The organism is Nocardioides sp., assembly GCF_025965415.1.
Classification (GTDB): domain Bacteria; phylum Actinomycetota; class Actinomycetes; order Propionibacteriales; family Nocardioidaceae; genus Nocardioides.
This window is the reverse complement of the sequence record NZ_JAOPWY010000114.1, coordinates 1-26,851: the sequence shown is the minus strand read 5'-3', so window position 1 is coordinate 26,851 and position 26,851 is coordinate 1. Positions and strand designations below refer to the sequence as shown.

Below are 26,851 nucleotides of genomic sequence, written 5' to 3'. Positions count from 1 at the left end.
TCCACTCCCAGACCCTGACCACGAAGCGACGCTGACCCGGGCGCCTCCACACTGCGGGACGACAACGGCAGGAGCGGGTCCACGACTGCAGCAGCGTGCATCGCCTGGCACGGGCCGTAACGCCGATCACCATGCGGCGTTGACCCGGCAGCCGCCCAAACCCCAGGGGCGCCTCGAAAGGACCGACCTTGCGCAAACTTTCGTCCCTCGTGCTTGCCCCACTCCTGGCGAGCAGTTCCCTGGTTGCCACAGCGACCATCGCGACGGCGCCCGCCCAGGCCAGCCCGGCCGACGACTACGTGGGCCCCTACTTCGGTGACGGCAACCTGCCGCCCGGGTGCGTCAAGGACATGAGCCGGGACAACCCGGACAACATCTGCTATCACGGCAAGCTGGGGCTCAACGCCCTGGACTCCCCGCAGGTGGACGTCGCCATCCTCGTGCCGGCCTCGCCGACCGCCGAGCGTGACATGCGGATCATGCGCCAGGCGGTGAAGTCGTGGGAGGGAGGCATCGACTACCTCTCGGACGAGATGGGCCTGGACTGGCTCGAGGAGGGTGTTGACTTCCACGTCACCGTCGACCAGATCGATCTCACCGGCGAGAACGGCGGTGAGCTGACGACATACCCGTTGGTCGACCCTGAGATCGTCGTGATCGCCACCAACCCCGTCGGGGGCATCGGCATCGGCGTCGACCCGGTCTACCTCGGTGCCGAGCTGGGCATCGTGGACGAGAATGGCGTCCCTTGCACCAACATCGAGAATCCTTTCGACATGGACGCCTGGGACATGGTCCTTGGCTTCAACTCTCACCATGAGACCCGCGGCGGCACCTACGTCGAGGACTGTGGCGGCCAGGGTGGCAACGTGTGCTTCTCGGTCAACGGTGCCATCGACCCGGTGCCCGGCAGGACCGACACGTTCTCGCTCTACGACCTGGTGCTGCACGAGACGGGCCACTGCCTGACGTTGGGCCACGTCGGCGACGGCGCCGAAGGCGCCTGGGGGCCCGTCCCGACGGCCGACATCATGGCCTACAGCGCCGACCCGGCCGGTCAGAACAAGTGTGTCTCCACCCTCAACGTCGAGGCCTTCGCCACCCGGATGAGCAACTACCTCGACGTGAACGGCGACGGCGAGGTCACCGAGGCAGACCGGCTGGAACCCAACGACGTGGCCGGCGACGGAGCGAACTCCTTCCAGGTCCAACACCCCGACGATCATCTCTACGCCTCCTCGACCGGCTCGGTGTGGGACTGCCCGCAGCCCGACCTCGGCCTCGTTCCGGGCGACCCGGTGGACTTCTCCCCGGACCCGGTCGAGACCACCACGCCGTCGCTGACCATCAGCACACCGGCGCACGGTGCTGAGACCTCGGACGGCCAGGTGCAGGTCGCCGGCACCGTGGAGCGCCTTGCCAAGGACGGCGCACCGACATCGCCGAACTCCTCGCACGACGACGGGCTCGGCGACTCGCTGAGCCCGGTCACCGACATCTCACACCTTCAGGTAGAGGTCACCGACCTCGAGGTGGTCGCCACTGTCAAGGTGGAGGAGCTGTGGCCCGACGGCGTCGCCGGTGCCGCGAAGTACGGGGTGAGCATCGACGGCCGCGAGATCGAGTCGACGGTCCCCGACCCGCGAACTCCAGGCGACGTGGTGACGTACGACCACTCGATGGAGACCTACCTGCCCAGCGACTGGTCGGCCTGGGACGCTGCCGCCGGCACTGTCACCTTCCGCATACCCCGCAGCTACCTGGCCGCCGCGAAGGTCACCGCTCCGTACGACGTCTTCGCGCTCACCAGCTACCGCTCACCGTCGCACATGTGGACCCTGGTGGCCGACGACCGGGCGCCCGACCTGGGTGGCATCGGTGTAGCCGCACCCGCTGGGGCGGAGGCCCCTGCCGGCACCGGCTCGTCCACGGCCACGGGCGGCGGCACCACCCGCGGCAGCGTGCTCAACCCGGTGGTCCTCGAGCAGCCCGGCGGCAACACCTTCATGGTCACCGACAGCACGCTCGGGGCCACCGGAGGCCCCGGGCACACGTTCACCCTGGCCGTGCCAGACACCAGCACGGTCGAGCTGCTGGTGTCCTGGCCGGACGCCAGCGACCTCGACATGACGGTGACCGGTGCCGCATCGGGCTCGGCGGCCACCGCCGGCCAGCCCGAGCGGCTCGTGCTCGCGGACGTGCAGGGCACCCTGGACATCAAGGTCGACCCCTATCTGATAGCAGGGGTGCCGTCGACCACCTACACGCTGCAGGCCACGATCGTGCCGAACGGCCCGGTTGACGGTGAGACTCCCGTCGACACCGACACCGACGGCGACGGCGTCGCCGACGGGAGCGACGCGTGCCCCGACCTGCCCGCACCCGGGAGCAGCGGCTGTCCGGTGCCCTCCGACGAGACGGTGACGGTGTACATCGACGGTGCTGAGATGGGCAGTCAGGACGTTGAGTCCAGCAATGGTCCCGACGTGTTCGCCATCGACGTCACGGTGCCCGCCGGGGCCCACGAGTTGAAGACGGTCTGGACGCAGGACGACGAGGTGCTCGCGACCGACGTCCGGAACGTCGTCCACTCGGCTCCCGGGACCGACCGGGACGGTGACGGCGTCGCCGACACCCGCGACAACTGTGTCGAGCAGCCCAACACGGGCCAGGCTGACCTCGACCGGGACGGCCTGGGCGATGCGTGCGACAACGACATCGACGGCGACGGGCACTCCAACGCCAAGGAGCAGAAGCACGGCACGGATCTGTACGACGCGGCTTCCTACCCGGGCAAGAAGAAGAAGAGGAGCACCGCCCTCGTCGGGTGAAGCAGATGACGGTGGGCCGGTCCCTGGGGGCCGGTCCATCGTCGTCACGTGCGGCTCCTCGAACGTCTGGAAAGGTACGTCCACCCTGAGCCCCCCATGTGGTACCCCCCGAGGCAGCGGCGACCCTCGCAAGCGCGCAGCCGCTGATCCGCCGTCCCCGGCGCCCGGTGGAGCGCGCTGGGCGGTCCTAGCGGCGCTCGCTCTGGCGTTCGTCCTGGTCTTGTTCGCTGTCCTGGCGTTGCAGGGGGCCGACGCGCCGGGCACCACGGCCGACGGTTCACAGCCGGGCGGTGCGTCGTCCGTCGACGCCCGGGCCCTGATGCATGCAGAGGTGGCATGCGACTACCTGAGCAAGGCCGCGGAGGCGGCCCAGGCGTCGAAGCTCGACGAGCGGACGCGCTACGCAGTGGCCGTGCTCCTGCTCGACCAAGCGATCATCGAGTCCGGTCGTGCCGCACAGTCCGACACCGGGCTGGTCGAGCTCGACACCGCGCTTCAGGCAGCCCACGCTGCAGGCCACGCAGGTGACCACGACGGGTGGCAGCGCGCCCTTCGTACGGCGCACGCTGAGTGCCGGACGGTGCCCGGCTGAAGGACGGCAGTCGCGTCGGGCGCGACCGGTCGACGTCCGCACAGCTTCGTGTCGCCCGGAACGGGTGACGCAGACCGCCGCGGCGACTACACCGTTGATCGTTCATGCGGCGAGGACCGCCGCCCACACCCCTCCGGAGGATCTCCATGCGACGTCACAACCTTTCGCACCGACAGGCGATGGCTGCGGTGCTGTCCGCACTCGCGATCGGCGCCACCGCGTTGAGCGTTCCGTCGCCGGCCCAAGGCACCGCCCTCGGAGTCGCTGATGAGTTCTCGCCCAGCCTGGTCACGGTCGACACACCGACGCGAGCCGACAAGTCCCGGCTGCAGGCCCTCGGCCTGGACCTGACCGAGCACGCCGGCCACGACTACGTCGAGGTCGTGCTCCACACGGCGGCCGACCGCGAGGAGCTCCGCGCCGCCGGCTTCACGTGGGACGTCCGCATCCCCGACCTCCTCCAGCGCGAGGCAGAGATCAACCGCCTCGACGACCTCTTCGCCGCGACCCGCCTCCGGACAGCAATGCCGTCCGGTCGTAACGCCTACCGGAGCCTGGCCGACTACAACGCTGAGATGAAGGCGATGGCCGGGGCCAACCCCGGCCTCGTCAAGCTGCTCACGCTGCCGGAGAAGACGCTCGACGGCCGGACCGTGCACGGCGTCGAGATCGCGAAGAACGTCGCCGTCCGCGACGGCCGGCCCACCTTCGCCATGTTCGGCGTCCACCACGCCCGCGAGTGGCCCTCAGGCGAGCACGCCATGGAGTTCGCTGTCGACCTGGTCAAGGGAGCCCGCGCCGGTGACCCACGGATCAGCAGTCTGCTCGAGCGCGGCCGGATGGTCGTCGTCCCCGTCGTGAACCCCGACGGCTTCCACCTGTCCTTCACCGACGGCCAGCTGATCGACTTGCGTGAGGTTGACAGCGGTGGCACCGCGACGATCCTCGGCACCCCCGGCAACGCGTACAAGCGCAAGAACTGCCGCGTGGTCGACGGCCAGGACACACCAGACGGAAGCTGTGCGGTCTTCAGCGCCACCAGCCCCGGTGGCTTCCTCGTCGGCACCGACCTCAACCGCAACTATGGCGGGCTGTGGGGTGGCCCCGGCGCCTCTGACCTGTTCGCCGACCCGACCTACCGCGGCGCGGCGCCCTTCTCGGAGCCCGAGACCCGCAACGTGCGCCAGCTGATCTCCTCGCGTCAGGTCACGATGATGATCTCCAACCACACATTCTCCAACCTGGTGCTGCGACCCAACGGCGTGAACCCCACGACCATCGGTCCCGACGGGCTGCCGGTGGGAGACGCCCCTGACGAGCAGGCGATGAAGGCGCTCGGCGCGCGGATGACCGCTCAGAACGGCTACGCCAACATTCACGGCTGGGAGCTCTACGACACGACCGGCACCACCGAGGACTGGTCCTACAACGCCACCGGTGGCTACGGCTACACCTTCGAGATCGGGCCGAACGAGTTCCACCCGCCGTTCGCGCAGGTCGTCGACGAGTACCTCGGCGCCGGGCAGTTCGCCGGCAAGGGCAACCGCGAGGCCTACCTCGTGGCCTTCGAGGAGGCGGTCAGCCGCGCCAGCCACGCCGTGATCTCGGGCAAGGCACCCGTCGGCGCCACCCTGCGGCTACGCAAGCAGTTCTCCACCCCGACGTGGAACCCGGAGAACGACTTCACGGACACGCTGGAGAGCTCGATGGCCACCACGGGCAAGACCTTCAGCTGGGACGTCAACCAGTCGACCCGCCCCGCAGTCCAGGCACGGCTCGTCAAGCTCCTCGACGACGAGCCGACCCGCAGCGAGACCTTCACCGGCACCGCAGCCCCCACCGAGTCGGTCGACCACGAGCTTGTCGTGACCGAGGCCGACCAGGAGATCCTCCAGGTGGTCCTCGACTGGCCGACCCCAGACGACCTCGACCTCGAGGTCTACCGCAAGAACGCAGACGGCTCGCTCACCGAAGTCGGCAGCTCAGGCAACTTCGTCGGCGAGAAGGAGAAGGCGACGATCAACGCCCCGACTCCCGGCACCTATGTCCTGCGCGTCATCAACTTTGCGTCAGTCACTCCGACGTACACCCTCACGGCGAGCCTCTACAACGCGACCGAGCAGACGACGGCGCCGATGATCGAGGCTTGGACGCTGACCTGTGAGCGGAACGGTCAGGTCTTGCAGTCGGTGCCGGTCGTCGTCGAGCGCGGGCAGCACGTGAAGGTCGACCTGCGGGTGTGTGGGCAGCTCTGGAATCGTTGACCCCGAGTCTGGCGTCCCGCCTCTCAATGACGGGCGGGACGGGACGTCAGCAGAGGTCGTGACGTCGGGCGACATCTGCCCGGCTCGTCATGCGGTGGCTCGGGGCTGCGAGGGACCCTAGCCCGCCGGTGCCTAGCGTCTATTGCAGGCAAGCCCCGGCTCCTACAGGCAACGGGCCCGGTGCATCTTGCGCCGGGTCCGAGGCTCCGCACGTGGCCGGCAAGCCCCGATGCCGGGTCGCTGCTGAGCTGGTCGCACACCTCGCGCGGATCTACGCGCGGAAGAAGGCGGCGAACAAGGAACTGACCGAACTGGTCGAGGCAACCGGCGCCACCTTGCTGGACCTGCACGACATCGGACCCTCTGGGGCTGCCCGGTTGCTGGTCGAGGTTGGCGACATCACCCGCTTCCCCGACCGTGGCCACTTCGCGTCCTGGAACGGCACCGCACCGATCGACGCATCCTCAGGCGACCCGCCGCCGGCTGTCGCGAGCCGGGAACCACCAGATCAACTGGGTCGTGCACATCACATTCGAGGGTGGTCCGCCACCTCCGATTGAAACCGCCGCTGAGTGGTGTCGACAATGCAAGGCGGAGTGAATCGACCGTGTGCCGTCGAGCCCCGGCGACCAGGGCAGCAGGCAGGTCCCCGAATCCGACCTGACTGTCCTGGACGCCGAGTCCCCTGACAGTCGGCCATGTGCGTAACGTGACCTGCATCGATCTGGATGGATTGAGCCTGCGTCGGGGTCTGGGACGCGCTGCTGCGTTGATCGGACCATGGGCCTATATGTGTCGCTTGCATAGGGTCAAGTCGACCCTCAGCGAGGCGGCCGCGCCGTCGTGACTCGAAGCGGTAACGGGCGCGCCCGCGGCGCTAGGCCTCCTCCAAACGTTGGAGGGCCAGTCGATGTCGCGAAGCTACTGCTCGAGGTCGTCGCGCGTCCCCGCTTTGGTCTTTGGACGGGCCGCTCAGCAGCAGCGTCCGCCGGGCAGCTGCTCACGTTCCTGGTCGCGTCGACGTTCGAACTGGCGGCGGGACATCGGCTGCTCACCGAAGGCAGCGCACTCCGCGACGTAGTCGTCCCACTTGGCCTCACCGGTGAGTTCACGGACGTACCAGCGCAGCTTGCGTGCCACCTCCAGGACCACAGTCATCGGTGACTCCCCACTTCGCTCCCACGCCCTGTAGCCTCCCACTGCTGGAGGGCCTCCTTCTCCTCGGCCGTGGCGAAGAAGTCGGAGGGCGCGACCAAGTGGGACTCGTGCCACGGCACTTCTGTGGTCGGCAGACCGCCGGAGCGGAGGGCCCGGACCCAGATGACGATGGCGTTGGCGACCACCACGAGCACCAGGAGTGCGAAGAGCGACTGCAGGGTGCCGTTGACCGTGGAGTTGAAGACCACCTGCTCCATCTGGTCGACGCTGGTCGCGGGGGCGAGCAGCTCACCGGCATCCAGGGCGTCGGCGTAGCGCTCGCGCTGGGTGAAGTATCCGATGGCTGGGTTGTCGGAGAACACCTTCTGGTAGCTGGCCGTCATGGTGGTGACGAGATCCCAGGCTAGACCGATTCCCGGCACCCACGCCCATTTCGCCTTGCCGTGCTTGATCAGCAGCGTCACGCAGAGCGTCAACGCGATCGCCGCGAGCAGTTGGTTGGCGATGCCGAAGAGCGGGAAGAGCTGGTTGATGCCGCCCAGTGGGTCTGTCACGCCGACGTACAGCATGTAGCCCCAGAGCCCTACCACCACGGCGCTCGCCGACCAGGAGGCCGGTTTCCAGGAGAGGTCGGCGTACTTGGGCCACACGTTGCCGACGGTGTCCTGGAGCATGAAGCGACCCACCCGGGTGCCGGCGTCGACGGCGGTCAGGATGAAGAGCGCCTCGAACATGATTGCGAAGTGGTACCAGAAGGCGGCGAGCCCGCCGCCGAATGCCTGAGTGAAGATCTGGGACATGCCGAGCGCGAGTGTCGGTGCGCCACCCGTGCGGGAGATGAGCGTCTGTTCCTCCACTGCTGCGGCAGCTCCGGTCAGCTGGTCGGGCGTGATGACGAAGCCCAGTCCGTTGACGAATTCCGCCGCGGTGGCCGGGTCGCCCCCGGTGGCACCGGCCGGGCTGTTGATCGCGAAGTAGAGGCCCGGGTCGATCACGGAGGCGGCGATGAGGGCGCTGATGGCAACGAACGACTCCATGAGCATGCCGCCGTAGCCGATCATCCGGACTTGGCTCTCCTTGGCCACCATCTTGGGGGTGGTGCCGGAGGCGATGAGGGCGTGGAACCCCGACAGTGCGCCGCACGCGATGGTGATGAAGACGAACGGGAAGAGCTTGCCGGCGAACACGGGTCCGGTGCCCTCTCGGGCGAAGTCGGTCACCGCCTCCTGCTGCAGGACCGGGGCGGCGAGCACCAGGCCGACGGCCAGGAGGACGATCACGCCGATTTTCATGAACGTGGAGAGGTAGTCGCGAGGAGTGAGCAGCATCCAGACCGGCAGGATCGAAGCGATGAAGCCGTAGAGGACCAGGCCGAGCGTCAGCTGCTCCTTCGATAGGGTCAGCGCGTCCTCGAGACCCATCTGCTCGACGTACCCCCCGCCGATGATCGCGAGCAGCAACAGACTGACACCGATGACGGTGACCTCCGAGACCCGGCCGGGGCGCAGCACTCGCAGGTAGTAGCCCATGAACAGGGCGATGGGGATGGTCAGGCTGATGGAGAAGACGCCCCAGGGCGACTCGGCCAGGGCGTTGACGACCACCAGTGCGAGCACGGCCAGGATGATGATCATGATCGCGAAGACTGCGATCAGTGCGGCGATCCCGCCCACCACGCCGATCTCCTCGCGGACCATTTGACCGAGGCTCTTGCCGTCGCGGCGCATCGAGAAGAAGAGCACCACCATGTCCTGCACAGCGCCGGCCAGGATGACGCCGACGATGATCCAGATCGTGCCGGGCAGGTAACCCATCTGGGCGGCGAGTACCGGACCCACCAGCGGGCCCGCCCCGGCAATCGCGGCGAAGTGGTGCCCGAACAGCACGTGACGATGGGTGACGTCGAAGTCCCGGCCGTTGTCGTGCCGCTCCGCCGGTGTGGCGCGGGTGTCGTCGACCCCCAGCACCCGGTAGGCGATGAAGCGGGCGTAGAAGCGGTAGGCGATGGCATAGGAGGCCAGGGCCGCGAAGAGGATCCAGAGGGCCGAGACCTCCTCTCCGCGAGACAGCGCGAGGACGGCCCAGCAGACGGCACCGACTACGGCCACCGTCCCCCAGATGGCCATCGACTTTGCGGTCCTGCGGGGCGGACCACCGGTCGGGGTTGGGGATTCAGGGGTGTGTGTCGACTGCGTGGACATGGAGCGACCTCCTCCTGCTCAGGCGCGCCCCGGCGGGCCGCGAGCCTTCTCCTGATCTGTACCGCGGTCTAGACCTCACCGCAAGAGGTTGCCTCGTACCAGGGGTCGGCCTCGCCAGCTGGACGCCCCGCACCAATGCGCCTCCGTCCTGCTGCGGCTCGGTAGCTATGTCTCTGCCTTACCCTGTGCAACCAACGCGGCTGTCACATGTCCTCGAGCAGATTCACCACCCGATGAGCGCAAGACCTCGGGTTGCCGCTTCCGTGGCGCTCGCGGCAAGCGCTTCGATGCCGATGACGTCGCAGCAGCAGAGCACTAGCAGGAACCTGGCCGCGGCGGTGTCGGCTGAACGAGAGATTGACGAGCTCGGGATCGCGATCGTCAACCGCACGATCATCGGGCAGGCCCAGGGCATTCTGGAGAACGACTCCGTAGCGCTGCTGGTGCTTGCGATCAGCCGCGGGCAACTTCGGCAGACCGGCTAGGTTGAGCCGTCGTCATCGCTGGGCAGTGCGCCAGCGAGCCTGTGTTTGCACGCTCCCTTTGAGATGTTGGCGGGCGCGACCTATCCGCACGCTTTGAGCGTGGAAATGCACCCTCCGTATGTTGGTCCGACGTCCTTGACTTCAGTGAGTCGCGGGGGAGGGGAAGACTTCATCGGTCGCTTGGCTCGCGCGCCCTTCAGGCTTGCGGGGCAAAAACGGCGGACTGAAGCAGCAACACAAGTCACTCAGCTGGCCGAATGATGGTCCGAGCTCTAACCAACCCTGATGAAGCGCTCGGTCTTGTAGTCCTCTGACGTGATCACCCACGTGTCATCGGCGCGGAGCGGGGCGGGAACGCTGGCACATACATAGCCGGTCAGGCTCTGCCCCCGGGCGAGGGGCTGCTCGTCGAGGTATGCCGGACCTGTGCCACACCAGTCACTCGTGCCGGACCCGAACGTGTCGTAACGGTCGGAATCGCGGGCGAGTTCAAAGTCCAGCCAGCTCGGCGCCCCCGAGCCCGCGCTGATGCGCGTCACGGTGACCGCGACGCGTACGTAGACCCAGCCAGGTGCGGGAGGTCCTCCGTAAGTGACACTCCCGGGCGATGCGGTGTTCTCGGCCTGCATCTCGGGTAGGGCGTCGGGATCTGTCGCGGCGAACTGGTAGCGCCACGAGCCGAAGTCGAAGATGGTACCAATCAGGTAGGGGTTCTTCTCGCTGCCAGCGTTCTCGAAGCACTCGCCGTACAGTCCCTGGCGACGGTAAGAGGCCTGGCCGGCCCACCGCTCGTAGCGGGTGCGGTCGCTGAACCGGTACTTGGCGACCGTGGCCCAACCGGAACCGACCTGGGTGCCGCCGATCGTGTAGTTGCCGCGCTTGGTGACAACATTGGCCAACGTCACGCCCTTGCGCCGCTTCGGCGCCCGCCTGTCGATCTCGACGGTGACCACGCGCCCTGGCTTGATCCACGACTTCAGATCACGACGCGCACCGTTGGCGACGCACGAGTTTCCCTTCACCTCGGCGCCCACGAGCCGGACCTTGTAGGCAGGCTTGCCTTCTTGGCGAAGTTTGAGCAGATCGCCGGCCAGCACCTTGACAACCTTGATCGGCCTAGGTTTAAGGGGCTTCGGAGGGTGAGGCGTCGGGTTGTTGCTTCCCGGGTTCGGGTTGCTGCCGTAGTAGTACGGCCCGCCGAGGGACTCGCAGGCGACGCCATCACTGTCGGAGTCCAAGCCGTCCGGGTCGGCAGCAGGGTTGTGGTTGAGGTAGTACAGCTGGGCGGCCTGCTGACTTGGGAAGCCACCGCAATCCCTGTCGCGGACGACGTTCGCGTCGGCCGGCGACTGCACAATCAGCAGCCCAGCGATCAGTGACAGCGGAATTCCGATGAGTCGCACGATGTCCCCCCGAACGTTGTATCCGTGAGAACACCACACCACGGTTCCGCGGTCCAGGCATCGTTCAGAGACCGCGAACGCCAACTGGTCTAGTCAGGACCGCCCTGACGCTCGTGCCCGCAGCGCTGTAATTCCGACACGGCGCTCGGAGTCCGTGCATGGACCGTGGCGTGCAAACCGACATCAGCGATGCCACCTGCGGATCCCTCGGATGCGCGGCACTGCTCCGTCGCAGATGGGTGTGTGGACTGCGACGGATAAGCGTTTAGGAGGGGGAGTAGGCATGAGCGGCGTTGCGCGCGTGATCGACCCGACCACGGGGTACCTACCTCGTGGTTCCGGGGCATGGCTGAGGAGCGCAGCCTCCACCCCCGAAGTGGTGCGCCGGGCACATCCGCCGATGCACGGCTCGCTGGGCGACCAGCGAGCTTCGAGCCGTGCTGAGGACTCGGTGCCATCCCGCTAACAAGCGGTGCTCCTGTCGAGCCGGTAGATGACCTCCATGTCGCCTGAGACCGTGGTGAAGGTGGCGCTGCCTTCGAGGGGTATGTCGGAGATGGAATGTGCTGCTGTGAAACCTATGATCACGTCGTCCGGCGTGCTGTTGTCCTGGTTGTAGTCGCCGTTGGCGGCGCCCTCCGCGCCGTTGTCACCGCCTTCGTCGTCGTCCCAGCCGTGGAGGGCGACTCGGAAACGACCGGTGGCTCCTGGGCAGTACTGGACCGGTGCTGGCACCTTCGCGTCGACCAGCGTCGAACTGGTCCCACCGTCGTCGGCGAAGAGCGGGCCGACCTTCGACTTCTCCGACTGGTTGAAGCGCGACGGCGGGTCGTAGAGCACGAGTGACAGGTTGATCTCGCCCGGCTCGTCCTCCTGGATGTCCTTGTCCTGCACAATCGTGACCCGGTCGATACTGACTCGCACCCCAACTGGTCCGGTTGCCGTGACGGGACCGCACGGTGTGTTCTGCGGATGCGGCGACGCGCCTTCCCGCACCCACAAGGCGAGCAGCACGCCGTCGGCTCCGCGGGAGCTCCCACCGGATCGGTTGACCAGCCGGCACCACTCGTAGGCGGTCTGCAAGCCTGCCAGGGCGAGTGCCTTGGGAAAGCGAGTCGGTCCGTCAGCGTGCTTGTCCTTGCGCAGCTCGGAGTCGTCGCTCCCGCTGTGCGTCAGGGCGAATCGTGAGCCGTGATAGGCGATGCACGAGTAATGATCGGGGAACTGAGGGCCGGGCGGATTGGTACACGAGTTGATCGTCAGAGGCTGGGTGCGTTTTCCATCCTCATCTCTCTCGTAGGGGTCGCACTGGTTCTTGAACACTGAGGTGGCCGGTCGAGCACCCACGCCGCTGGTGAGCAGGCGGGCGTCACCACCGGACTGCAGGACAGGAACCCTTCGAGGCCCGAACGTGGGAAGCGAGGTGAACTGACCGTCACCGTCGACGTCGACTCCCGGAACGAAACCGGCCTTGCCGGACAGGGTCGGGTGAGAGAGCAGCCCGACCCGCCAGCCCCTTGGGGAAGTCGGTCACGGTGGCATCATTCGCGTCGATCCGACCGTCGTTGTTCACGTCGGCGACCTCGAGGAAGCCCGAGCTGGACCGCGTCAGCCTGGTCGTGACGAAGTCGGCGCTCCGGATGTCGCGTCGCACCGAAGGGACGGCCCGCGCACGCGGCGAAATGACTGTGAGGATCGCCAACGCAGCCTGATGGTGATGGGCTGTGGCTGGTGACCGCGTGTGTGACCCCCGGAATGACTGGCTTCGTGCCTTCGTGCGACCTGTCCACTCGCGGTTGCTGGCCCCGGCCCGGTTGGAGGAGCTGGCCTGATCAGGAGCCTGACCACCTGGCGTTAGCGGCGCCTGGCGTGTCTCATCACAGTCCTGCCGAGCCTCCGTCCCGGACCGGAACCACGTCCCGTCCGGCGGAGGAGAGAACGCATGAACAGTCTGACCGATCTGCGCGAGATGGTCGATGTCGTCATCGGCGTCGACACCCACGTCCATACTCACTCCGCGGCCGTGGTCGATGCTGCGACCGGTGGTGTCCTCGACGAGATCACCGTCGACGCGACAGCCGAGGGCTATGCCGAGCTGGTGGAGTTCGCCAATACCCGCGCGACGCTAAGGGCCTGGGCGATCGAAGGGACCGGTGGCCACGGCGCCGGCCTGAGCCGACACCTGCTGGAGATGTCGGAGATCGTCATCGAGCTGGACCGCCCGAAGCGGGCCGCACGCCGCAACGGCGCGAAGTCCGACCCTTCGACGCGATCCGCGCTGCACGTGAAGCGATGGCCCGGCCGCGGTTGGGAACACCCCGCGCCGGTGGCGATCGCCAAGCCCTGTCGGTGCTCCTGGCCGCTCGCCGCTCCGCGATCAACGCCTCCACCGAGGCCCAGCAGCAGGTCTTCAGCATGGTCATCGCCGCACCCGAACCGATCCGTGCCAGGTTCCGCGGCCAGAAGCTCGCAGCGATGCTCAACACCGCCGCGAGCCTGCGCGTGCACTCGTCGTGGGACGTTGAGACGACCAGCACCGTGGTGGCGCTGCGAACCTTGGCGCGTCGCGCGCACGCGATGCTCAGAGAGGCCCGTGAGCTGCAGAAGGCGATCGTGGCCATCATCCGCAAGTGGCGCCCGGATCTGCTCGAGGAGTTCGGCGTCGGACCGATCGTCGCAGCGACGGTGCTGTGCGCGTGGTCCCACCCCGGCCGCATCCACTCCGAGGCCGCGTTCGCGATGCTCGCCGGAGTGGCACCCATCCCCGCCAACAGCGGCCAGGTCACCACCCGCTATCGACTCAACCGCTACGGCGACCGCCAACTCAACAACGCACTGCACACCGTGGTCCAAAGCCGGATCCAGTACCAGCCAGCCACCCGCGACTACGTCGCCCGCCGCACCGCCGAAGGCAAGACCAGCCGAGAGATCAAACGCTGCCTGGCCCGCTACGTCGCCCGAGACCTGTATCGCCTACTCGAAAGCAGCCCGCCGCGGGCTTGACGAAGCATAGGAGCGTCTCACTCATCGCGGATGAGCGTGCGTTTGTGACCTGCCCCACAGGTTGGGTTTCAGATTTGCTGATGAGTCGAGGGCCTGACTGAAGGGCTTCGAGAGTACCTCGCCCCTACCCGCCTGAGTTCCGTGCGCGTGCGGTCGCGTTGGTCCGTTCAGGCAAACAGGTCAAACAGACCGCCTACGAGCTCGGCATCAGCGCCGGCTGCCTACACGCCTGGGTCCGGCAGGACCAGATCGATCGCGGTGAACGTCGGGGCGTGAGCACGAGCGAGTCGGCCGAGCTCCACGCGGCTCGTAAACGCCTCCGTGAGCTCGAGACCGAACTGGCGGTCATCCGGCAGGGCGTGAAGTTCCTCGATCAGGACAGGCTGCACCCAAAGGGGTTCACACGGTGATCGATCGTCTGGCCGACGCCGGGAATGCCCGTCGACGTCGCGTGCAGGGTCCTCGGGGTCTCGCGTCAGGGCTATTGCCGTTACAAGCGCCGCCCGTTGTCCGCGACCCAGATGCGCCGCCATGGCTTCCGGACTGATCCGCGAGATCCACGTCGCGTCCCGAAGTACTTACCGCTATCGACGGTTCCACGCAGAGCTCACGATCGGGATGAAGGTCTAGGTGAGCTCGCGACTGGTGTCGGTACTGATGACACAGGCCGAGATCTACGGCCTACCAGGCCCGCCGCGCGCCAAGCGACTCAAGGGCGCAGCGACCGCCGAGGACCTGGCGAACCGCAAGTTCCATCGACTACGTCCCAACGAGTTTTGGGTCACCGACTAACCGAGCACCCCACCAGGGAAGGCAAGGTGTTCTGTGCCGCTGGCTGGTCGGTCGACACCCGGCAGGACTCCACGCTGGTCGTCAACGCCCTCGACATGGCCATCCGCAACCGTCGACCCGAACCAGCGGCATGGTCCATGCCGCTCACGGGGGTGCAGTTCACCTCGTGGGCCTTCGGTGAGCGCATCCGTACCGCCGGGCTTCTACCGTCCTTCGGGAACCGTCGGCGACTGTCTCGACAGCGCGATGATGGAGAGCTTCTGGTCCTCGATGCAGATCGAGCTACTCAATCGCCGCAAGTGGAAGACCCGGGTCGAGCTCGCGAACGCGACCTCGCCTGAAGACTCACGACCGCAGGTGGAAACCACGCTGTAGGGCAGGGCAGACTGTCACCCGTTCGTGCAGCAGACTCTCTTGTCGCAAGCGCAGCGGCCCCGCGAGCCTCGCAAGACTCACCCCGACTCCAGCCCAGGTCGCAGCTCGACTCACCGGCAACGCCAGGCCTATCGGGTGACCTCCTTTGGGGCGAGAACCTTTGGGGCGTTCTGCGGACCGATGCTACTTTCGATCCTCCTGCCAAAGGGCGGGCGTACAAGGCGGACCCAGGGGGTTTTCATGACGCGCTCGCGTCGCATGGACATCCAGGATGCGCGCGCTTCGCAAACGGGTATCGAGGACGTCTCGCACGATGGCCATCAATTGCCCGAGGCGTTTGAGCCCCGGGACTCGCGTCCCGCCACCGTCGACGGGTCATTCGACCACTATGCGCTGCTGGTGCAGCGGCTGTTGAAGGTGCCCACGGCGCTCGTGACGATCTTGGAGGCGCATCGGCAGGTCTTTCCGGGCGCGGTCGGCCTTGCCGAGCCCTACAGGAGCGCTCGCCAGACCCCGCTGTCGCACTCCTTCTGCAAGTACGTGGCAGTGGATGGAGCGCCGTTGCTCATTGAGGACGCGCGCAAGGACGAGCGCGTCGCCGACAATCCGGCCATTGCGGAGCTGGACGTGATTGCGTACGCCGGGTGGCCTGTGGTCGGCTGTGATGGTCGTGTTGTGGGATCGGTCTGCGCCATTGACTCGACACCACGTGCGTGGAGCGAGGACGATGTCGCCATCCTGGAGCAACTGGCGCTGGCGTGCTCGGCGGAGCTGTGCAACGCCAGCGCGCTGGCCGAGGACGGCGAAGATCTCGCCCGGACGATCTTCGACTCCGTCGATGTGGCGATGGCGTTCTACGACGACCGCGGGCACCTGGTTCTCGCGAACGACCTCGCGCGTCGGTGGGCCAAAATCGCGGGGTTTCGCCTCGACGGACCGGACCGGGCGGGATCGCAGGTTCGTCGTGCAGACAACGAAACGCTAGTGCCCGCGGAGGATCAGCTCATCCCGCGAGCGCTGAAGGGCGACCTCGCCGACCAGGAGATGCTGTGGGTTGGGCCACCCGGGAAACAGGCCGCACTGGTGGCGTCGTCGCACCGGGTGTTCCGTCCCGACGGCACGGCACGGGGGACGCTGCTCGCAGCCCACGACGTTACCGACCTGGCGCGCGCGCTCCAGCTCAGGGAGAACTTCATCCCCACCGTCGCCCACGAACTGCTCACCCCACTCAGCTCCCTGATGGGGCACGTCGAACTGCTCCTGCACGACGTGGACGGCCACGACGACGACCTTGAGCGCACGGCCCACAAGATCCACGGCGCCGCGGTCAAGCTGAGCAACAGGATGACGGAACTTCTCGACATCGCCGATGACCGACGCAAGCTACATCTCCGGTCTACCGACCTTGCGGATCTCACCTACTCTGTGGCTGCCACCTTCACGACGCAGGCCGCGGCGGCGCGCATCACATTGAGGACCGACGCGCAGCGGGCCGAGTGGGCGCTGGCGGACGGCTCCCGAATCGAGGTTGCGGTGCGGAACGTGGTCTCGAACGCGATCAAGTTCACCGGTCGTGGCGGCCAAGTCGCGCTACTAGTGCACGGTAACGCGGACCACGTACGCATTGCAGTGACCGACAACGGAGTCGGGATGTCGCACGACGAGGTGACCCAAGCCTGTGACACGTTCTGGCGAGCCGAGAGCACCCACCGCCAAGCTATTCCGGGAACGGGCGTCGGCCTCGCAATCGCACGGGACATCGTCGCCGCCCACCACGGATCACTCACGATCGACAGCACCCCCGGAGTAGGCACCACCGTGACCATCGCCCTCCCCCGCGACCTGAGTCAGACCACGTACTCACACCCAAGCTGAGCTGCTGAGCACCTCGACGGCGCACCTTGTCGACATCCTCGTCTCGCCGGCGTTGCCGAGGAAGGCTGGCACCGGAATTGGCCCAACGACCCAACGCGACACGCGAGCGCGAGATATGCCACGGCCGACGTCGTCCGGATCTTCTCCGCGTGCATCTCCGCGACCGGACCCGTGGTTAGTCCGTCACTTGGTCCTGCAGCAGATCCGTCACGAGACGTCCGCCACGCGGTTTACCCTGCGGTATGACCCTCCCCGCTGACCCTGAGCGCAGGGAGGCCGACACCGCGCGTGCCGCGCGGCAGGCCGGCCTCCTGTTTCTCGTGTCGGCCGTGTTGAGTCTGGTGGCGATCACCTCACTGCCCGACCGTCGCGATCCGTTGCTGCTCCTCGCCGCAATCGACCTCTTGATCGCGGTGGGGACCGTCGTGCTGCCGTGGGCCCGCTGGCCGGCCGGCAGCACCGCAGTGCTCGCGGTGCTTGCCTGGACCGTGATCGGCGCCTCGACGTGGACCATCGGCGGTATCGGCTCTGGCTCCGGCGCGTTCTTCGTCCTCGCGTTCGCCTGGTTGGGGCTACACCACAGCCGGCGGACGATCCTCCTCAACGCACCGGTTGCTGCGCTGGCATACCTCGGTGCCCTGGTCCTTGGCGATACGGCCCGGCACGCACTCGCCGGCACCGTCTTGGTGATCCCGTTCGCCGTGAGCATCGCACTGATCATTGAGGGCCGCGTCCGACGGTTGAGGGCCGCCCGCGAGGCCCTCGAGGAGGAGCAGCGCTGGCGGGCCGCCTTGATGGCCACCCTGGCCCACGACGTCCGATCTCCCCTGGCCACCATCGAGTCCGTGCTCGAGATCATCGGCGAGGAGCCGGGCTTGCCGGCCGACCTGAAGCCCCTCGTAGCTGCCGCCGCACGGCAGACCTCCCGGCTCTCCACGCTGGCCATCACGCTGCTCGACCTCGAGCGGGTGGAGGGCGGCAAGCTGATCTTGGACTGGGAAGACGTGGACGTGGAGGAGCTCTCCCATCAAGTCACCGAGCTGCTGGGCAGCACCGACGTCATCGTCGAGGTCGAACCGGGGCTCACCGTCCGCGCCGACCCCGTGCGCCTGCAGCAGATGATGGTCAACCTCGGCGCCAATGCCCAGCGGCACGGCGAGCCTCCGATCGTGATCGGCGCGCGGTCGGTGGACGCCGGAGTCGAAATGTTCGTCCGGGACCACGGTGCCGGCGTACCGATAGCCGACCGCCACCTGCTCTTTCAACGGCTCAACCGCACCGAACGCAACCCCGAGTCCGTCGGGCTCGGACTCTGGATCGTGCGACTGCTCGCGCAGGCCCACGGAGGTGACGCCGTCTACCGCCCCGCCGACCCCGGCTCGGCGTTCGTCATCACACTGCCGAGGCACTCGATCCTTGCGACGCCCCCTGCCCGCGCTCGCCGACGCCTTGGGCATCAGCACGACACTCCGTCCTAGACGCCAACGAGCAGCCAGCGCCACACGGCGCTAATGGCGCTGTAGGCGCCGGTGACATCGGAAGTCGCCGTGATGTGTCGCAGTTGGCCAGGCTCTCGCGCTGTTGCCGAAGATGATCAGTCGCGGCACCTCACGCCGCGGCGTCGGCGGCCGTCGTTGTCGCGTGAGTAGGTGCTCGAGCTCGTGGCCACCTGAAGGGCGGCGGTTGAGGAGCGTGAGTGTCCGCGTGCTCGTCGAGCGTCCGACCCAGTGCCGCCTACGGATCCGACTAAGCCGCCGGACGCGGCGACGGCACCGTCGACAGCGCGTGTTGTCGCCGAGCAACAGACCGCAGGATGGCGACACCTGACGCCAGAATAAGGGCAACTGGGGTCATGATCCCCGTTCGACTGTCGCTGGCGGCTCAGGCGACGGGAGGGGTCGACGATCTCGTTCGGGAACTGCAGATCAGCATGGTGAACAAACTGCATCAGATTGACGAGACGTTGGATCGGATGCTCTCGGAGGCGCAGGCTTCATGGTCCGCGCGGCCGAGCCAGATCCTCCCGCTGATAGTCAACGGCGCTGGCTCGTCGATCTCGGGTGTGGTGGAGCAGGGTGCTGTTGGAGTCATTGAGGCGGAACGCTGGCGCCGCCTCGCCCGGGACCCGCGCGTACTTCAGCCGGCGGTCATGGGGCTCGATGATCTTGAGCGTGCTGCATCCATGGCGCATGCTGGACAGGCGAACTTCGGATCGCTGGTCGCGCAGTGGAGACGGTCTGAACTCGCCGGTGGGTCGTTCTCGTACTGGCTGTGGAACCAATGCGACCGAGGAGCGCTATCCCACCTGGCGCCGAAGGGGTCACCGTCACATAAGTTGCTCACAGGGGCTCGGGCGAACTTCTAACATGCCTGCTGCCCCGAGGAGTTGGTGTCACGGCCCGTTCCGTACCGCAGCAGGGCCGCACTTGCGTCGTTGAAAGAGGCCTCGTCCGTGATCGCAGAATGGGTGCGCGAATCACCTGGCGACCGGTCCTGATCGCGGCGGAGTGGCGCTCGAACATAGCGAGCACCGCGGCAGCGGCGGCTACCTGCCCGCCCTGTATCGATGAGCCGGTGCAGACCGGCTATTGCCACGTGCGTCGCCCAGGTGGAGAGTCAGGGGCAGAAAGGGGCTACCCCGTGCCTGAGTTCATGGACGTACACACAACGATGCAAGGCGTCACGCCAGAGGCGCTTGCCGAGGCGCACAACGCTGACTTGGCCATTCAGGATGAGGAAGGCGTGAACTTCAAGCACGCTTGGGCCGACCCCGAGAGTGGGATGGTTTTTTGCCTCTCTGAAGCGCCGAGCGCTGAAGCAGTCCGCAAGATTCACGAACGAGCAGGACACCCGGCGGACGACATCTATCAGGTGCCTGTGCAGGCGTAGTTCGTTAGCGCGATGGGATCGCGGCTTCTCCCCGCTCCCGAAGACCGCAAGCGCGCCCCAGCGCATCGGGGGAGGGGCCGTCAAGACTCCGCCGGCCTGTGTCGACCTCATGGCCTGACAGCAGTTCGTCCCCGTCTACCGCCGTCTGAGTCGAGCTGCGGCCTCGGTGCGGTTGTGCACGCCCAACTTCGTGAGGATGTGGCTGACGTGGTGGCCGGCTGTCTTCTCGGAGATGATCAGCGACGAGGCGATGCGGGCGTTCGACATGCCTTGCGCGACGAGTTCGAGCACCTCCTGCTCGCGTGGCGTGAGCGGTGCCAGTTCCCGGTGCCGGCTCTCAGCCGTACCCGACGTGCTGAGGAAGGCTAGGGCGGCTTCTGCAGGCCTGGCGGCACCGAGCCGTTCGAAGACGGCGAGGGCGGTTTGCGCCTCGTCCTCGGCGACGGCAGGGGCTCCATTGAGAAGAGCCCGTGCCAGCTGGAGTCGAGCCTCCGCCGCGTCGAGGGGCATGGCCAGGCGCAGGAAGCCGCTCAGTGCCAGGTGTGCCCGCTCGGCTGCTTCTTCCAGGCTCCCCTCCGCGTGGGCGACACGCGCGTGGGCCAGCTCAGTCTGCGCGGTCACGACGCTGATGTTTGAGGTGCGCGACAGTTCAGCCAGGTGGTGGCTTGCAGCGCGGGCCCCGTAGAGGTCTGCGAGCTCCAGGCGGGCTTCGACCAAAGTGGACAGGACGCGCGCTGTCCCGACGACGCCAGCCGTGCCGTGGCGCAACGCTCGTTCTAGAAGGACGACGGCCACCTCCCGTCGGCCCTGGGCCAACCGGAGCATGGCCAGCACCCGTAGTGCCGGAGGAGCTTCCTCACGCCCAGCCAGCAATGCCTCCGCCTCGTGCAGACGGCCTTGACGGATGCGAAGTTCGGCGAGCGAGGCCACCGACGGCTCGGCGAGCTCCGGCACGTGCCCCGTGAGGGTGACCAGAGACGTGTCAAGGGCTCGCTCCGCCTCGACCCAGTGCCCCGTGGCGAAGAGCACGTCCGCATGTACCCCTCGGCACGTGCCGAACAAGGGAGCGGCCGCGTTCTTGCGGGCGAAGGCGTCGACGTGCTGACACCACTCGTTGGCTCGCACCCAGTCACCGGCGCTGGTGCTTGCCATGATCAGGTTGCAGTAGGCCTCAGCCAGGGTGTGGACGTTGCGCACCTGTCCGCCAGCTGCACCGGCCATCGCCTCCTCCAGCAGCAGAAGGCCATCCTCGACGTTTCCCCCCTCGACCCGCGCGCGCCCCACCACGCTCAAAGCGAAGATCTCGAGGTCGCCGGCGTGGAGCCTGCGGGCGATGTCGACCGCGCGGAGAGCATGGGTGATCCGGTCCTCCAGCGCCGTGGCGTGCCGTGCCCTCTCCACCGCGACCCAGCCGTGACCCTCGCACTCCGCCACAGCGTCGAGCACCCTCTCCGCGCGACCCAGCCACCCCCGGGCAGCGGAGACGCGGCCACCGATGACGTGCTGGTGGGACACCCACACGGCTGTGCGCGCAGCCTCGTCGCACCGGCCCTGTGCTGCGTACAGCTCAAACGCACGCGACCGCGAGTCGATCGCGCCGGCGACGTCGCCCAGAAACCACAAAGCCAACCCGAGACCCTCGCGCGCCTGCGCCGAGTCATCAGCGGCAAGCACCGCCTCGAAGGACGTTCGTGCAACCGCCCAGCTGGCCCGTTCCAGCGCGCGCCGGCCGGCCTCGAGATCGTCGGCGGGCGCCTCCATTATCTGATTGTAGGGACGGGATGGGGATTTCGCCCGATGTACTCGACAGCTGACGACGAGATGGTGGAGACCCCTTTATCGAAAGGAAGACCATGACGACCCAGACAGCCGACAGCGAACTCAAGGCTCGGCACCGGAGCATGTGGGCATCCGGCGACTACCCGCAGATGGTGGACACGTTCCTGCTCCCGCTCGGGCCGCGCTTGGTCGAGGCGTGTCCCATCGAGGCCGGCACCCACGTCCTCGACGTCGCCGCCGGCACCGGGAACGCCTCGATCCCGGCGGCCCAGCGAGGTGCGAGGGTCACGGCAAGCGACCTGACACCGGAACTGCTCGACGCCGGCCGGGCTCGACCAGACGCGGAGGGACTCGACATCACGTGGGTTCCTGCCGACGCGGAGGCCTTGCCGTTCGACGATGCGTCGTATGACGTGGTGATGTCGTCGATCGGCGTGATGTTCGCGCCGCACCACCAGGCTGCGGCCGACGAGCTCGTGCGGGTATGCCGACCCGGAGGAACCATCGGTATCCTGAGTTGGACTCCGGAAGGGATGCTCGGAGCGCTCTTCGCCACGATGAAGCCCTTCGCGCCGCCGCCGCCTCCCGGGGCGTCCCCGCCACCCCTGTGGGGAAGCGAGGAGCACCTGCGCGGCTTGTTCGGCGGGAGGGTCGAGCTCCACACCCTCGAAAAGCAGACCCTCGAGATCACGGCCTTCTCCAGGGCCCGCGACTACGGCGAGCACTTCAAGTCCTACTACGGCCCAACCATCGCGGTGCGTGCCAATGCCGCACGCGAAGGCCGGGAGACGGAGTTCGACGCAGCTCTCGACGCGTTCTGCGACACCTGGAATCGCGGTACCCCAGACGCGGCACGTTTCGAGAAGGAGTACCTCATCGCCGTCGGCACCCGCGTCTGAGCGACCAGTTCCGAGGCGTCGGCCGCTGATCCCACTCGAGCACAGTGACCGCCGCCGTGCTGCTGGCACCCACCATCCGGGGGTAGTCGACCAGCGCGGGATCATGACGGGACGCCGAGCGGCGCCTGCAGCGTGATGGTGACGTACCGGTCGGCGGCGTCGACAGTCGGCTGGACGATCTAACGTGGAGCGCTGGGCAGGGGAATGACGGAACGCTGCAGTGCTTCGCCACACGGACGAAGCAGAGCTCGACGTCACCCCGATGGCGCGACCGCAGCAGCCACAAGGTACGGCACTTAGCCGACAGGAGGAAGGACGCACCTGACCAATCCCGTGGTGGCGCGGCCGACCGAGGTGCGCGGCCACCCGCCCACGTCGGCGGTGGACGGTGGGCGAGAAGTCGATCGTTCAACCATGGTTGCGCCAACCCGACGCCCGGAGTAAGCCTAGTCCTGCTCAACTGGGTGCCCGAAGATCCTCGCTCACGCAGTCGAGCGCCGGCGGGCACCCAGTGAGACCAAGGCTTCGAGCGGGATACGAGAACTCAGGCCCGCATCAAGCACGCCGCAACGCCTGGCAAAGGGTACCTACTCACACGGGTTGCAGCAGTAGGTGCAGCGGGTCTGACACGGTCGACGAACAGCGTGCTGGCGGTGCGGAGTGCTGCAGCTTTTCGCCGCCACACGAACGCGCCGATTGACCGGGTGACCCATGCCATTCGGTTACCCAAGGGCCAATGGGCCGGCGTTCATCCGCCGCGGGGTGTGTCGGCTCGTGGAGGGCCTTCGACGCAGCATTCAGGTGTCAGGAGCGCTTCATGTCGGCGAGCAGGGATCCTGCGCTACCCGGATTGCAGGGCTCCGTCCACAGCGATCTCGGCGCCGGTGACATAGCCGAGACGTTCGGACAACAACAGCACGACCGCTGAGGCGATCTCTTCAGGACTGGCGAATCGACCGAGCGGCGAGACCTGCTTCACACCGGTCACGTACTGATCCACCGAACCCCCTGTCTCGGCTACGACCTGCTCGGCGATGCGACCCGGTCCGACCTGCATGTCGGTCAGGACCGGACCCGGCGAGACCGCATTAACACGCACACCCAGCGGCGTGAGCTCCAGCGCCAGCGACCGCGTCAGGTTGAGCTGCGCGGCCTTCATCGCGGAATACTCGGGAGCCTCGGGCGCAGGGATCCGCCCATTGAGCGAGGCGATATTGACGATGACTCCATGACGCTCGATCAAATGCGGGATCGCTGCCCTGATCGTCCGCACGGTACTCATGAAGTTCACCTCGAACGACCAGAGCCAGTCCTCGTCGGTAATCGATGTGAAGCCGCCGAAGTGAAGGCGAAGGTCGCCGAGATTGTTGACGACGAAGTCGACACCGCCATGGGCGGAGACGGCAGCGTCGAGGAGAAGTCCCGGTCCCTCCGGAGTGGCGAGATCCACCGACACTGCGCTGACGTCCGTAACCCCCAGCAGCGACGTCACGTCGCGCGCTCCCGCGACGACGAGGACTCCTTCGGCCAGGAGCTCATCGACGACCGCGCGGCCGATGCCCCGACTTGCACCCGTGACGACCGCGACCTTGCCTGCCAGACCAAGCTCCACCAAGTGCCTCCTCACGATCGGCCAGATCAGGCCTGCCCACTGGCGAGGACACTAACGTGCGGAGAAACCCACACATCGCGACACAGCCGCGCCTCGCCGGCCGTTAGGTGACCCAGTTCGCCGCCTGAGCTGCCACGCGGCCGCCTTCGGGCCAGGGCAGGTGGATGCCCCGAGGGAAGCCCGGCAATGTCAGGGTCTGCCGATCGAGGCGCTGGTCGCCTTGCCCTGCCATTCAGCCCACGGAATTGGGGGCGCTCCGCATGTGGCTTGCGCGACGATCTCGTGGGTCATCCAGGCACGTAGCTCCTGCACGTCAGGAGGTGAGGCGAGTGTGAGGAGTTGACCGTCCTTGCAGAGCTGGTCGGCACGAGTAACAGCCTCTTGCAACTGCACGATCAACTCACTGAACTCCCGAGGCATGGCCATGTCCACGTCCACCACCTCCTTGCCCTGCTCGCGAGCACGCTCTGCGGCCCGGCGCCCGGTCAGACGTGCATGCGTCGGCGAGACCAGCAGCCCGCGTATCTCGTCTGCGAGCGCAACTGACTGGCCACTGCCTTCGTCCACCGACAGCAGCTGGAGCTCTCGTACCAACTCGTCGAGGTGACGGTCTTGCTGCAGGCTGAGCGCAACGGGGCATTGAGCGAGCCGGACCATGACCCACCCCGGCGGCAGTTGATCTGACGCTAGGGAGCCCGTGGTGGGGCGGGTGCGCAGGGGCTCTCCGAAGGAATGGAGGGCGTCGTCCGGATCGACCAGCTCCGCCCACACCTGCTTCCCGCGAGCGGTCTCGTCCACGCCCCAACACCCGGCCACCATCCCCACGATGGCCATGCCGCGACCGGTCGCGTCCAGCTCGGTCCACCCGGACGCATCTCCGCCGGCCTGCGTCCGCGCCTGCACCACGTCGGCGCCGAGCGGACCGTCGTCCTCCACGGACACTCGCACGCACGTCGTCCTGCGTTCCAGGGTCACATAAATGAAGTCGGCCCGCGCATGGAGGGCCGCGTTGGTCGTGAGCTCGCTTGCCACGAGCTCCGCCGCGTCCACGAACCGCGTGTCCCCCCACGCGCTGAGGCCATCGACGACAAAGCGGCGCGCACCCGAGACACTGGCCGCGTCCGCGGCCAGGCGCACGTGCAACTTGCCCGGTGCACTCCCCATGGACAGGAAGGCTAGCCCTGACAGGCGCACTACGTCGTCAAGATTGAGACGAGATCCGAGCCGCAGCGTCGAACGCGCCATCGGCCGCGCTACGGCGCGGCTCACCCGTGACTCCGTGTCTCTGGGCGCCTCCTGCAGCCCGGTCTAGCGAACCCCGAACGAGCGACCCCTCGCGGGATTATTCTTCTGTTGACGGTCAAATAGCCTCACGGCGCTGGCGACCGTGTTCGTCCAGGCGCCCCAGAGATCCGAGGACATGTGGTCGTACCGATCCCAGCACGTGGCGAGCTCAGAGGGCTGTCGTGGCTCGGGGGCGTGCTGCTGCTCGGCTTGATGGTGGCCGTCGACCTCGCGCGCTGGGGCGTTAGATCAACGGGGCGTACGCCGGCGCCGCGGTGCTTACCGCCATCAACGCCGACGTGCGCCGCACCGCCAACGTCGTCGCGCTTGCGGTGGTGGCATCGGTCGCCTCGGGTACGTGGAACGACAACCTCGGCGAACGGGACTGGGCCATCCGCTTCGCCACGTGCGTTCTGATCTGCGCGCTAGCACTGATCGCCGCAGACGCGAACCATCGCCGGAGCGAACGCCTCGCCCGGACGACGGCCTTGGCGCAACGCGTGCTCGACGCACTCGCCATCGAGCTCACGGGTGCCCGCACCGTGAAGGACGCAGCCGAAGGTTTCCTCGGTCAAGCCATGGGCACCCTGGGCGCCAAGTCGGCGATGGTGCTGTCCCTGGACGCCGACGACGTGCTTCGGACCCTCAGCTGGCACGGACGAGTCGGTGGTGGTGCGGACCACTACCAGGAGGTCCCCCTTTCCAGCGACCTGCCGGGCGCGGTCGCGACGCGGGAGCGCACGGACATGCACTTCCGATCTTTGGACGAGATCGTCATGTCCTTCCCCGAACTGTCCGGGTACTACTCGACCGACCGCAGCTTGCACCTGCATGCGTTGCACCGCGACGACACGACGTACGGGCTCCTGGCCATCACGTTCCCCCGGATCTCTTCACGCCGCACGAGGACGGCTTTCTCCATTCGCTCGCTGGGGCTCTGACTAGCGCCATGCGCCGGGCAGCCGAGCTCCAAGTCCAAGATGCTGCAACGCAGCGCACCGTCCTGCTGGCGGAAGCATCGATGAGCCTGTCGCGCAGCCTCGACATGGACACCACGCTGGCAGAGGTCGGGCGGCTCCTCGTGCCCCGGTTTGCAGACTGGTGCTCGGTGCAGATGCTGAACGACGGCCGGTTGGAGACGGTCGCGCTTCAGCATCGCGACCCGGAGACCACCGAGTGGGCACGTTCGCTGATGGGTGCTTTCCCGACCCGGATGGATGCCCCCCACGGCGCCGCCAACGTCGTGCGCAGCGGGCGGAGCGAGATCTATCCGTTCATCCCTTCAGAGGTCATCGAGGCGACCGCCGCCAGTGCCGAGCACCTGGCCCTGGTCCGCAGGCTGGGCCTCACCAGCGCGCTCATCGTGCCGCTGGCCGGTCGCGATGGGGGCGTCGTCGGGACGTTGACGC

At 67.3% G+C, this 26,851-nt stretch carries 20 protein-coding genes and 1 pseudogene; 14 read left to right on the top strand and 7 right to left on the bottom strand.

Annotated elements, in window-relative coordinates; translation table 11 throughout:
- The first annotated feature begins 209 nt into the window (after positions 1-209).
- From JWN97_RS12130 to JWN97_RS12115, 4 genes are all read left to right on the top strand, one after another.
- Positions 210-2,831 carry a thrombospondin type 3 repeat-containing protein gene (locus JWN97_RS12130; protein ID WP_297622844.1) on the top strand — a complete coding sequence of 874 codons (2,622 nt, stop codon included), beginning with the start codon at positions 210-212 and terminating at the stop codon, positions 2,829-2,831.
- Positions 2,832-3,051: 220 nt separating this feature from the next.
- Entirely contained in the window at positions 3,052-3,423 is a 372-nt protein-coding gene (locus tag JWN97_RS12125; RefSeq protein WP_297622842.1) for a hypothetical protein, read from the top strand.
- A gap of 179 nt (positions 3,424-3,602) precedes the next feature.
- Positions 3,603-5,687 carry a M14 family metallopeptidase gene (locus tag JWN97_RS12120; protein WP_297622840.1) on the top strand — a complete coding sequence of 695 codons (2,085 nt, stop codon included), beginning with the start codon at positions 3,603-3,605 and terminating at the stop codon, positions 5,685-5,687.
- Between the two features lie 212 nt (positions 5,688-5,899).
- Complete coding sequence (locus JWN97_RS12115; protein ID WP_297622838.1) at positions 5,900-6,247, top strand: transposase; 348 nt, start codon at positions 5,900-5,902, stop codon at positions 6,245-6,247.
- A gap of 412 nt (positions 6,248-6,659) precedes the next feature.
- Here JWN97_RS12115 and JWN97_RS12110 read toward each other — a convergent pair whose 3' ends face one another.
- Positions 6,660-6,845 (bottom strand): YbdD/YjiX family protein, encoded by a 186-nt coding sequence (locus tag JWN97_RS12110; protein WP_297622836.1) that lies wholly within the window; start codon positions 6,843-6,845, stop codon positions 6,660-6,662.
- Complete coding sequence (locus tag JWN97_RS12105; RefSeq protein WP_297622834.1) at positions 6,842-8,971, bottom strand: carbon starvation CstA family protein; 2,130 nt, start codon at positions 8,969-8,971, stop codon at positions 6,842-6,844. The genes JWN97_RS12110 and JWN97_RS12105 overlap by 4 nt, the downstream gene beginning before the upstream one ends.
- Before the next feature lie 368 nt (positions 8,972-9,339).
- Here JWN97_RS12105 and JWN97_RS12100 point away from each other — a divergent pair, with 368 nt between their 5' ends.
- On the top strand, positions 9,340-9,531 hold the full coding sequence (locus tag JWN97_RS12100) for a hypothetical protein (RefSeq protein ID WP_297622832.1): 192 nt from the start codon (positions 9,340-9,342) through the stop codon (positions 9,529-9,531).
- Between the two features lie 272 nt (positions 9,532-9,803).
- Here JWN97_RS12100 and JWN97_RS12095 read toward each other — a convergent pair whose 3' ends face one another.
- A complete protein-coding gene (locus tag JWN97_RS12095; RefSeq protein ID WP_297622830.1) occupies positions 9,804-10,934 on the bottom strand; it encodes a hypothetical protein in 1,131 nt (376 codons plus the stop codon).
- Positions 10,935-11,396: 462 nt separating this feature from the next.
- Positions 11,397-12,257 carry a hypothetical protein gene (locus tag JWN97_RS12090; protein WP_297622828.1) on the bottom strand — a complete coding sequence of 287 codons (861 nt, stop codon included), beginning with the start codon at positions 12,255-12,257 and terminating at the stop codon, positions 11,397-11,399.
- A gap of 1,092 nt (positions 12,258-13,349) precedes the next feature.
- On the opposite strand from JWN97_RS12090, the gene JWN97_RS12085 reads away from it, so the two are divergent.
- The 6 genes and pseudogenes from JWN97_RS12085 to JWN97_RS12060 all read left to right on the top strand — a co-directional run bounded on the left by JWN97_RS12085 (position 13,350) and on the right by JWN97_RS12060 (position 19,868).
- Positions 13,350-13,937: a transposase gene (locus tag JWN97_RS12085; protein ID WP_297622826.1), complete on the top strand. Its 588-nt coding sequence runs from the start codon at positions 13,350-13,352 to the stop codon at positions 13,935-13,937.
- 158 nt (positions 13,938-14,095) lie between these two features.
- Positions 14,096-15,059: pseudogene (locus tag JWN97_RS12080) on the top strand (IS3 family transposase); the annotation flags it as partial.
- A gap of 285 nt (positions 15,060-15,344) precedes the next feature.
- Positions 15,345-16,979 carry an ATP-binding protein gene (locus JWN97_RS12075; protein ID WP_297622824.1) on the top strand — a complete coding sequence of 545 codons (1,635 nt, stop codon included), beginning with the start codon at positions 15,345-15,347 and terminating at the stop codon, positions 16,977-16,979.
- Positions 16,980-17,308: 329 nt separating this feature from the next.
- Entirely contained in the window at positions 17,309-18,457 is a 1,149-nt protein-coding gene (locus JWN97_RS12070) for a HAMP domain-containing sensor histidine kinase (protein WP_297622822.1), read from the top strand.
- A gap of 374 nt (positions 18,458-18,831) precedes the next feature.
- Positions 18,832-19,344, top strand: coding sequence for a hypothetical protein (locus JWN97_RS12065; protein ID WP_297622820.1), 513 nt, complete (start codon positions 18,832-18,834; stop codon positions 19,342-19,344).
- Positions 19,345-19,619: 275 nt separating this feature from the next.
- Positions 19,620-19,868 carry an SCO4226 family nickel-binding protein gene (locus JWN97_RS12060; protein ID WP_297622817.1) on the top strand — a complete coding sequence of 83 codons (249 nt, stop codon included), beginning with the start codon at positions 19,620-19,622 and terminating at the stop codon, positions 19,866-19,868.
- Positions 19,869-20,003: 135 nt separating this feature from the next.
- Here the strand turns inward: JWN97_RS12060 and JWN97_RS12055 are convergent, their stop codons facing one another.
- On the bottom strand, positions 20,004-21,629 hold the full coding sequence (locus JWN97_RS12055; protein WP_297622815.1) for a LuxR C-terminal-related transcriptional regulator: 1,626 nt from the start codon (positions 21,627-21,629) through the stop codon (positions 20,004-20,006).
- Positions 21,630-21,721: 92 nt separating this feature from the next.
- Between JWN97_RS12055 and JWN97_RS12050 the strand changes: the two genes are divergently transcribed.
- Positions 21,722-22,546 (top strand): class I SAM-dependent methyltransferase, encoded by an 825-nt coding sequence (locus JWN97_RS12050; RefSeq protein ID WP_297622813.1) that lies wholly within the window; start codon positions 21,722-21,724, stop codon positions 22,544-22,546.
- A gap of 841 nt (positions 22,547-23,387) precedes the next feature.
- On the opposite strand, the gene JWN97_RS12045 is transcribed toward JWN97_RS12050, so the two are convergent.
- Complete coding sequence (locus JWN97_RS12045) at positions 23,388-24,158, bottom strand: SDR family oxidoreductase (RefSeq protein WP_297622811.1); 771 nt, start codon at positions 24,156-24,158, stop codon at positions 23,388-23,390.
- A gap of 189 nt (positions 24,159-24,347) precedes the next feature.
- Positions 24,348-25,427 carry an ATP-binding protein gene (locus tag JWN97_RS12040; RefSeq protein ID WP_297622809.1) on the bottom strand — a complete coding sequence of 360 codons (1,080 nt, stop codon included), beginning with the start codon at positions 25,425-25,427 and terminating at the stop codon, positions 24,348-24,350.
- A gap of 290 nt (positions 25,428-25,717) precedes the next feature.
- Here JWN97_RS12040 and JWN97_RS12035 point away from each other — a divergent pair, with 290 nt between their 5' ends.
- Together JWN97_RS12035 and JWN97_RS12030 are read left to right on the top strand one after the other, a co-directional pair.
- Complete coding sequence (locus JWN97_RS12035) at positions 25,718-26,383, top strand: hypothetical protein (protein ID WP_297622807.1); 666 nt, start codon at positions 25,718-25,720, stop codon at positions 26,381-26,383.
- Between the two features lie 8 nt (positions 26,384-26,391).
- A partial coding sequence (locus JWN97_RS12030; RefSeq protein ID WP_297622806.1) for a hypothetical protein occupies positions 26,392-26,851 on the top strand: 460 nt, incomplete at its 3' end.